This window comes from Haloferax sp. AB510 (assembly GCF_024136985.1).
Taxonomy (GTDB): domain Archaea; phylum Halobacteriota; class Halobacteria; order Halobacteriales; family Haloferacaceae; genus Haloferax.
In genome coordinates this window covers 1-7390 of the sequence record NZ_JAMYJY010000141.1, presented here as the reverse complement: position 1 = coordinate 7390, position 7390 = coordinate 1, and the positions used below count along the sequence as shown (strand labels likewise).

General features: G+C 67.3%; 7 protein-coding genes and 2 pseudogenes. 5 read left to right on the top strand and 4 right to left on the bottom strand.

What is annotated here, in order from left to right; all coding sequences use genetic code 11:
• From NKF06_RS18825 to NKF06_RS18810, 4 genes are all read left to right on the top strand, one after another.
• Positions 1 to 524: TOBE domain-containing protein (locus tag NKF06_RS18825; protein ID WP_342766462.1), on the top strand; the 524-nt coding region annotated here is incomplete at its 5' end.
• 101 nt (positions 525 to 625) lie between these two features.
• Entirely contained in the window at positions 626 to 829 is a 204-nt protein-coding gene (locus tag NKF06_RS18820; protein WP_004042869.1) for a hypothetical protein, read from the top strand.
• Positions 830 to 985: 156 nt separating this feature from the next.
• Positions 986 to 2080 (top strand): Gfo/Idh/MocA family oxidoreductase, encoded by a 1095-nt coding sequence (locus tag NKF06_RS18815; RefSeq protein WP_058828351.1) that lies wholly within the window; start codon positions 986 to 988, stop codon positions 2078 to 2080.
• Between the two features lie 42 nt (positions 2081 to 2122).
• Positions 2123 to 2920, top strand: a complete 798-nt coding sequence (locus NKF06_RS18810; RefSeq protein WP_058828352.1) for a hypothetical protein — start codon at positions 2123 to 2125, stop codon at positions 2918 to 2920.
• 60 nt (positions 2921 to 2980) lie between these two features.
• Here the strand turns inward: NKF06_RS18810 and NKF06_RS18805 are convergent, their stop codons facing one another.
• Both NKF06_RS18805 and NKF06_RS18800 read right to left on the bottom strand, forming a co-directional pair.
• The gene (locus NKF06_RS18805; RefSeq protein ID WP_004974690.1) at positions 2981 to 4042 is read right to left on the bottom strand and encodes a TrmB family transcriptional regulator; all 1062 of its coding nucleotides are present in this window, start codon (positions 4040 to 4042) and stop codon (positions 2981 to 2983) included.
• Positions 4043 to 4171: 129 nt separating this feature from the next.
• Positions 4172 to 4912, bottom strand: a complete 741-nt coding sequence (locus NKF06_RS18800) for a PAC2 family protein (protein WP_058828353.1) — start codon at positions 4910 to 4912, stop codon at positions 4172 to 4174.
• 93 nt (positions 4913 to 5005) lie between these two features.
• Between NKF06_RS18800 and NKF06_RS18795 the strand changes: the two are divergent.
• A pseudogene (locus NKF06_RS18795) lies at positions 5006 to 6195 on the top strand (mechanosensitive ion channel family protein).
• Between the two features lie 79 nt (positions 6196 to 6274).
• Here NKF06_RS18795 and NKF06_RS18790 read toward each other — a convergent pair.
• On the bottom strand, positions 6275 to 6682 hold the full coding sequence (locus NKF06_RS18790) for a universal stress protein (RefSeq protein ID WP_004974696.1): 408 nt from the start codon (positions 6680 to 6682) through the stop codon (positions 6275 to 6277).
• Positions 6683 to 6773: 91 nt separating this feature from the next.
• Positions 6774 to 7390, bottom strand: a pseudogene (locus NKF06_RS18785) (5'-nucleotidase); the annotation flags it as partial.

Here is a 7390-nt window from a genome sequence, read left to right as displayed (position 1 = left end):
ACAACGAGCCGGCGAACCTGTTCGTCGCGGGCTTCATCGGCTCGCCCTCGATGAATTTCCTCGACGGCGAGGTCACAGAAGACGGGTTCGTCTCGACCAACATCGACGTGGAGTTCGACCCCGCGAACCTCGGCATCGAGGCGGGGACTGACGTCACGATGGGTATCCGCCCCGAGGACGTGTACCTCGTCGGCGACGAGGCGCTCGTCTCGAACCCCAGCCACCGCATCGAGGCCGTGACCGACGTGCTCGAACCGATGGGCGACGAGATATTCGTCTACCTAAAGCTCTCGGAGTCGGCCGAGACGGACCTCGAAGACACGAGCGGCGTCGCCAACGACCAACTGCTGATGAGCGTCGCCCCCGACACCGACATCGAGGAGGACGAGGACGTGACGGTCGTCCTCGACCGCTCGCGCGTCCACCTCTTCGACACGGCGACGGGCGAGGCAATCAGCCACGGCATCGAGACGCCCGTCCAGACGAGCGGTGCGCCCGGCACGGAAGCCGAAAGCGACGACTGACGCGCCCGTAACACGGCCCGCGTCGGTTCGTCCTCGCTCGCACGTTCGCGACTCGCACAGCCCGCACAACGCTTATCGGAGCCACACCACATCACACATCCATGGTCAACGAACTCGGTCTGTTCTACCTCGGCGGGATGACGGTCCTGTTTTTCTTCTGGGCCTACGGCATCGTCTCGTTCCTGCTCGACCTGAAGAACAAGTTCATCCCGAAGGGCAAGCAGTACCTCCGCGGGCGACGCCGGCTGAAGGAGGAAAAGCGCCGCGAGGAAGAGCGCAAAGAGCGCGAAGAACAGCTCTACTGATGCCCAGTCTCGACCCGTGCCAGTCGCCTCGTCCCGGCTCGTCGTTCGTCCCTCCCCGCGTCTCGAACGCCGCCTGACCGGGCGCTCGCGGTCGATTCTGGCAATTCAGGCCAAAGAACGTGAAACTTAACACCACCTGTAGTTAATCATCGAATCATGAGTACGGAATCATCGGTCCGAGTCGGTATCGTCGGACTCGGAAACATCGGACACCACCACGCAGACCGCCTCGTCGACCTCGGCGCGACTCTCGTCGGCGGCCTCGACATCCAGGCGGACGCCCGTCGTCGCTTCGCCGAGAAGTACGACGTGAACACCTACGAAGAGAAGTCGGAACTGTTCGCGGAGGTCGACGCGGTCATCATCACCACCCCGAACCGCTTCCACGAGGAATACGCGGTCGCCGCGCTCGACGCGGGCCTCGACGTGCTGCTCGAAAAGCCGCTCGCGCACTCGCTCGAATCGGCCGAGCGAATCGCCGAGGCGGCCGAGGAGGCCGACGGCTTCTGCATGGTCGGCTTCAACAACCGCTTTGCCAACCCCGTCGAGGTCGTCCGCCACCACTACGAGGAGGGCCGCTTCGGCGACGTCACCCACGTCGAGGCAAACTACGTCCGCCGCCGCGGCATTCCCGGCCGCGGGTCGTGGTTCACCTCGAAGAAGGTCGCGGGCGGCGGGTCGCTCATCGACATCGGCGTCCACGCAATCGACCTCGCGCTCTACTTTCTCGACTTCCCTGAGGTCGTCGAGGTCTCCGGCGTCACCCGTTCGGAGTTCGGCGACCGCGACGACTACACCTTCGTCGAGATGTGGGGCGAGGACGTGGGCCCGGAGGCCTTCGACGTGGACGACTCCGCGAGCGCGTTCATCCGCACTGAGGAGGGAACGACCATCTCCCTCGAAGTCGCGTGGGCGACGAACCGCCCGACCAACGACGAGTTCTTCCTCCGCGGCACGGAGGGCGGCGTGCGCTTCGACCGCGCGAGCCACGACCTCCAGTTCTACGAGGACGGCGTCGGCGGCGGCAACCACCTCTCGACCGCGGACGTTGAGACGCAGGACAACGACACCCACAAGACCGAACAGGAGGCGTTCCTCGCGGCCGTCGCCGAGGGCGAACACCCCGGTCGCAACACGGTCGAACAGGGCCTCGCCGTCCAGCGCGTCATCGACGCTATCTACCGCTCGTCGGAGACGGGGAAGGCGATCCGCCTCGACGCGGTCGAGACCGAGACGCCCCCGGCGAACTGACCACCGCGAACGCGAACACCCCACAGTCCCACTTTTCACACCATGTCCGTCATCGACTCACTCAAGCGCCCGGAGCACACCGGCGAGAACCGCTGTCTGCCGTGTACCGCCGTCAACATCGCGCTGGTCGTCCTCGTCGGCCTCGCGGTTAGCGTGCTCTCGCCGCTGGTCGGCTTCGTCGTCCTCGTCGGCGGCGCGCTCGCCGTGTACCTGCGGGGCTACGTCGTCCCCGGGACCCCCTCGTTCGCGCCGCGGCTCGTCTCCGCGCTCGGCCTCGCCGAGTACTTCGAACACGGCGACGACGGCGGCCCCGACCGCCGCTCGGAGTCGCTCGACGCCAACGTCGACCCTGACGTGATGCTCTCGACGCTCCTGAACGCGGGCGTCCTCGTCGAGGAGGAAGACGGCCTGTTCCTCGCCGACGACGCCCGCGAGGAGTGGGAGTCGACGATGGCGACGCTCCGAAAGACCACCGACGAGGAACTGGCCGAGGCGGTCGCCAACGCAGTCCCGTTCGATGCGACGGTCGACGCCGAGTTCGATGGCATCTCGCTCGACGGTCCCTCGATGTCCGTGTGGATTTCGCGGCCGCAGGCCATCGCGGACGTGGCGACGCTCTACACGGTCGTCGAGCGCGGCGTCGACCCGATGGTCGCGCTCGCGGCCACGGAGCCGATGCGGATGTTCACCGAGGTCTGTCCGGACTGCGGCGGCCCGGTCGAGGAGACGACGACGCGCAACTGCTGCGGCGGCACCGCGGGGCTGTACGACTCGCCGGAACACGAGGTGCTCGGCTGTGCGGACTGCGGCGCGGTCGTCTACGAGTTCCCCGACGAGTAGCCGCTGCTGGCGGGGACTGACCGAGCCGAAAAGACACGAGCGGAAACTGACGACGCGGCTTCAGACGATTTCGTCGCGGTTCGGAACCTCGTCGCGGCCGAGCAGAATCTCCTGTCCTTCCACGTCTTCGAGCGCGGCGACCAGTCCGCCGACCTCGACGACGCCCTCCTCGGTCTCGATGTGGAGCGACGCAACCTCCTCCGTGTCCTCGAAGGCCGTCTCGATGACGCGCCCTTCGACCACGATGGGGTCGCCCGTCTCGATGTCGCGGCCGGAGACGGAGGCGTAGAAGTCGCCTTCTATCTCGCGGATGTCCTTGACGGCCCGACGGATAGAGGCGTAGCGGCGTGGGAACGGCCGGCGCTTGCCGTTGGCGACGATAGTCTCGGCGGTGCTCCAGAGGACGGTCCCGAAGAAGCCGCTCACGAGGAAGCCGAGCGCGGAGCGGTTGAAGATGACGCCGTAGCGGTCGCGGTCGTCGCGGAGGGCGTCTTGGGTCGCGTAGATGGAATACTCGCCGTCGGCGACTGCGAGGACGGGCGAGGTGATGCCGCGGCGGGCGCGGGCGATGGTCGCCACGTCGAGGTAGTTGAACTCGTCCGGGTCGGGCGCGCGGGAGGCCGGCGTCACGAGCAGGTCGATGCTGACGCCGCTGTCGATGGCCGCCGCGAGGTCGTCGCGGAAGCGACGAAGCAGGTCGGGCGTCAACGAGAGCACGAGTTCGTACTCCGCGGCCTCGATAATCTCCTCGATGTAGCGGAGGATGGTCGACCGCGACTTGACGAGCGAGACGGCCTCGGTGTCGCGGGCGGGGGCGGTGTAGCGCGCCTCCAATTCCTCGATGAGTTCCTCCAGCGAGGTCTTGACGTTCGCGAAAGCGTCGTCGGGGTCGACCGCGACGATTTTCATCGGGCGCGACTCGCGGAGTTCGACGAGGCCGCGGTCCGACAGGCTCCGGACCGTGTCGTACACCCGCGGCTGGGGGATGCTGGTTCGGTCGGCGATTTCGCTCGCCGTCAACTGTCCGTGTTCGAGGACGGCCAGATACGCGTCTATCTCGTACTCGCCGAGGTTGAAGCGCTCACCGACTCGCTCCATGGTGAGCCGCAGTTCGTCAGCCATAGTCGTGACGTGTACGGCATCACCTAAATCATTTACTGAAATCCGAGTAGCACGAAATTCCGAAAACAAGTGGCACAAGCCGTAGCAGGGCTGCCGTCGAGTGTCGCGGGTCGGCGGGCGGGTTGGAGCTCACATGTACATTCGGTCCTCGGGGAGCTCCGCCTCGCTGTCGCGGAGTCGCTCGGCGAGCTCGGCGTAGTACTGCTGGACCTCGGCCGCGAACGACTCCAGCGGCGAGGAGTCGACGCCGAGGTCGTACACGTCGTTGGCGGCGTCGACGAGGCGGATGGCCGCCTCCACGTCGGGGACCTGCGCGTGGACGGGCGTGACGTAGACGCCGACGCCGAGGGGCGACCCGATACCGCGCTCGACGAGCGCCGCGTTGGTGCCGTCGAAGAAGCCCCGACCCATCGGGGGGATGTCGCTGTCGGCGAGTCGCGCCTCGCGGTAGTCGTCGGTGGCGATGTAGAACACGCGGTGTTCGTCGGGGCCGTGGGCCATCGGAATCCCCGAGAGGACGGCGAGTTCCTCGACTTGATTGCGCTCTGTCCACTCAAGGATGGCGTTGCCGAACTGGGTGCCGTGGACTGCCGGGACGAACAGTTCGCCGACGAGGACGGTCACGTCGAGGTCCTCGCGGGAGAACAGTCGGGTGTGGTGTCGGGGCCGCCCGTCCTCGAAGGGGGTCACCGCCGGGAGGCCTTCGACGGTGAGGTGGCCGGTCTGTTCGAGGTCGAGGTGGTCGACGATGAAGTCGACGGCCGTGAGTCCGGCGAGTCCGAACGACGAAAAGCCACAGAGGAGTGCTCGGCTGGGCGGCGTCTCGTGGGTGATGCGGAAGTCGGGGCGGGCGCTCGTCGCGTTGACCATGCAGATACTGCGACGCCCCGACACTTAGCCGTTCACCGCGACCGAACCCTCGGAGTAACAACCCTTTTTTCGCCGCTCTTCGTTGCGGTTTCCATGCACGGAGTCGAGGGGGTTGCCGACGCGTCGGGCGCGGTCGGCGGGACGCTGACGGCGGGGAGCCACGTCGCGGTCGCTCCGCTCCAGTCGACGGCGGTCGAACCGCCGGCGTTCGTGCCGGACTACTTCCTGTTTCCGGGGTGGCGAATCGTCGTCGCCCTCGTCATCGTCACCCTGTCGGTCGCGCTGTCGAAGTACGCTGTCCGTCTGCTCGGTCGGCCGGTCGCCCGGCAGTTCCGCCGCCAGAGCGTCGCCCAGACCATCCTGCGAATCGTTCGTCTCGCCATCGTCCTCGTCGGCGTCGGCGTCGGGGCGAACGTCCTCGGCCTCGAACTCGGCGACATCGTCCTCTCGGTGACGGTGTTCTCGGCAGTGCTCGGTATCGTCCTCGCGCCCATCGTCGGGAGCATCATCAACGGGGTGTTCGTCCTCTCGGACCAGCCGTTCGAAATCGGCGACATGATAGAACTCGACGACGGCACGAAGGGCTTCATCGACGAGATAACGCTGAGCTACACGAAGATATTCACCCTCGACAACACCTTTCTCGTGATGTCGAACTCGAACATCCGCGACCGCGACGTCATCAACTACTCCGCGGAAGACGAGCGGACCCGCCTGTCGCTCGACGTGCTCGTCACCTACGAGTCCGACATCGACGCCGCCCGCGACCTCGTCGAGCGGGCGCCCGCGACTGCGACGCGGTGGTCGAAGGCGGGCCGGACATCCGCATCGGCAGTGCCCGCTACCCGGCGAAACCGACCGCCTACATCAACTCCTACGCCGACAACGGCGTCCTCCTGCGCCTCCGCTACTGGGCGCTGAAACCGTACAAAATCGGTCGCATCCAGTCGGAGGTCCAGACGCGCCTCTGGACGCTCGTCGAGGAGTCCGAAGCCACCGTCGAGTTCGCCTACCCGCACACCCACCTCGTCTTCGACGAGACCAGCGGGAGCCTGCACGTCACCAACGACGAGGGCGCAAACCGACGTCACGCCACCGCGTCGCCGGCACCGGGAGCGCCCACCCAAACCCAACCGGTCTCTGACGGCGAGGGCCCCGAACCCCCGGCTGACTCGGGCGACGCGGCCGACGCGACCGACGCCCCGAACTCGACGAACGCGGAGTCGGCGGCCGCCGAGACGGCGGACCCAGAATCGACGGACGCCGCCGGCGGCGACGACTGACCGGAGAACGGTGAAAACAGTCGGAGCTGGGAACCGCATCGAAACCGGGAAAACGAATCCGAACCCGAGAGCCGCCGGCTCAGTCGTCCGCGCGGACGGTGATGACCGTGCAGTCGAGCTTTTCGCGGAGGAACACGTCGATGTCGGGGTCGTCGAGGAACCGCCGGAGCATCCGCCGCCAGCGGCTCGCCTGTTTCGACCCGATGACGACGATGTCGGCCTCCTCGGCGGCAACCTCTTCGAGAATCGTCTCCTCGACGAGGAAGCCTCGGCGGACCACGTAGCGCGCGCGGACGAGCGGGCCGAACTCGGCCTCGACCGCCCGTTTGAGTTCGGTCCGCGTCACGCCGCGGTTCGACTGGTAGAGGTCGACGTGGAGGACCGTCAGTTCGGCGTCGCGCTCGCGTGCGACGCGGACGGCCTCTTCGAGCGTCGCCCGGGAGTGCTTCGAGAGGGGGTACCGAACCGGGACCACGACCCGTGTCATACTCCGAAGCCACTCGCTGGGTGTGCGTGAACCTTTCCCTCTCGGACGCGTTCGCCGGCGGCTGCCTCTCCGTCTCGGCCCCGCCCCACGCTCAGTCGTCGGCGCGGGTGGCCGACCGGCGCTCGATGCGCCCTTCGATTGCGGCGTCGAAGCCGACCTCGCGGGCGTAGCGCGCCAGCGCGTCGTGTTGAATCTCGAACTCACCGACGCGGTGAGCCTGCGTGATGGCCGGGAACTCCTGCGTGCTGTGGAGCAGGTAGTCGCTCGTGGCGACGGTGTAGCGCGCCTCGGGGTCGATTGGCTCGCCGCCGACGAACGCCTCGACGACCTCGTCGCTGGTGTTCGTCAGCGTCGCAGTCGCCGCTGACGTGGGCGTGCCACCAGTCCGGTTCGCCGAATCCCATCTCGGCCCCGCGGGCGGCCCCGAACGCCGCCAATAGCTCCGTGCCAGTCACCTCGGCGACGACGAGGTGCTCCTCGAATGGGACGAGACTCACGAGGTCGGCGTGGGTCACGTCGGGACCGATGGGCGGACCGGAACGGATGCCGCCGCTGTTCTGCAGCCCCACGTCCGCGCCGGTCGCCCAGCGGTAGGCGTCGGCGATGGCGTTGCCGACGCGGCACTCGCCAGCCGCGACGGTCTCCTCGGCGCGGTCCATCGGGCGGTCGATTCGACAGAGCACCTCGTCGAGACCGGCGGCGTCGACC

Bases quoted from the DNA above. Each gene is read 5' to 3' on its own strand.
- NKF06_RS18820 (WP_004042869.1), top strand. From the start codon at position 626: ATGGTCAACGAACTCGGTCTGTTCTACCTCGGCGGGATGACGGTCCTG.
- NKF06_RS18815 (WP_058828351.1), top strand. From the start codon at position 986: ATGAGTACGGAATCATCGGTCCGAGTCGGTATCGTCGGACTCGGAAAC.
- NKF06_RS18810 (WP_058828352.1), top strand. From the start codon at position 2,123: ATGTCCGTCATCGACTCACTCAAGCGCCCGGAGCACACCGGCGAGAAC.
- NKF06_RS18805 (WP_004974690.1), bottom strand. From the start codon at position 4,042: ATGGCTGACGAACTGCGGCTCACCATGGAGCGAGTCGGTGAGCGCTTC.
- NKF06_RS18800 (WP_058828353.1), bottom strand. From the start codon at position 4,912: ATGGTCAACGCGACGAGCGCCCGCCCCGACTTCCGCATCACCCACGAG.
- NKF06_RS18790 (WP_004974696.1), bottom strand. From the start codon at position 6,682: ATGACACGGGTCGTGGTCCCGGTTCGGTACCCCCTCTCGAAGCACTCC.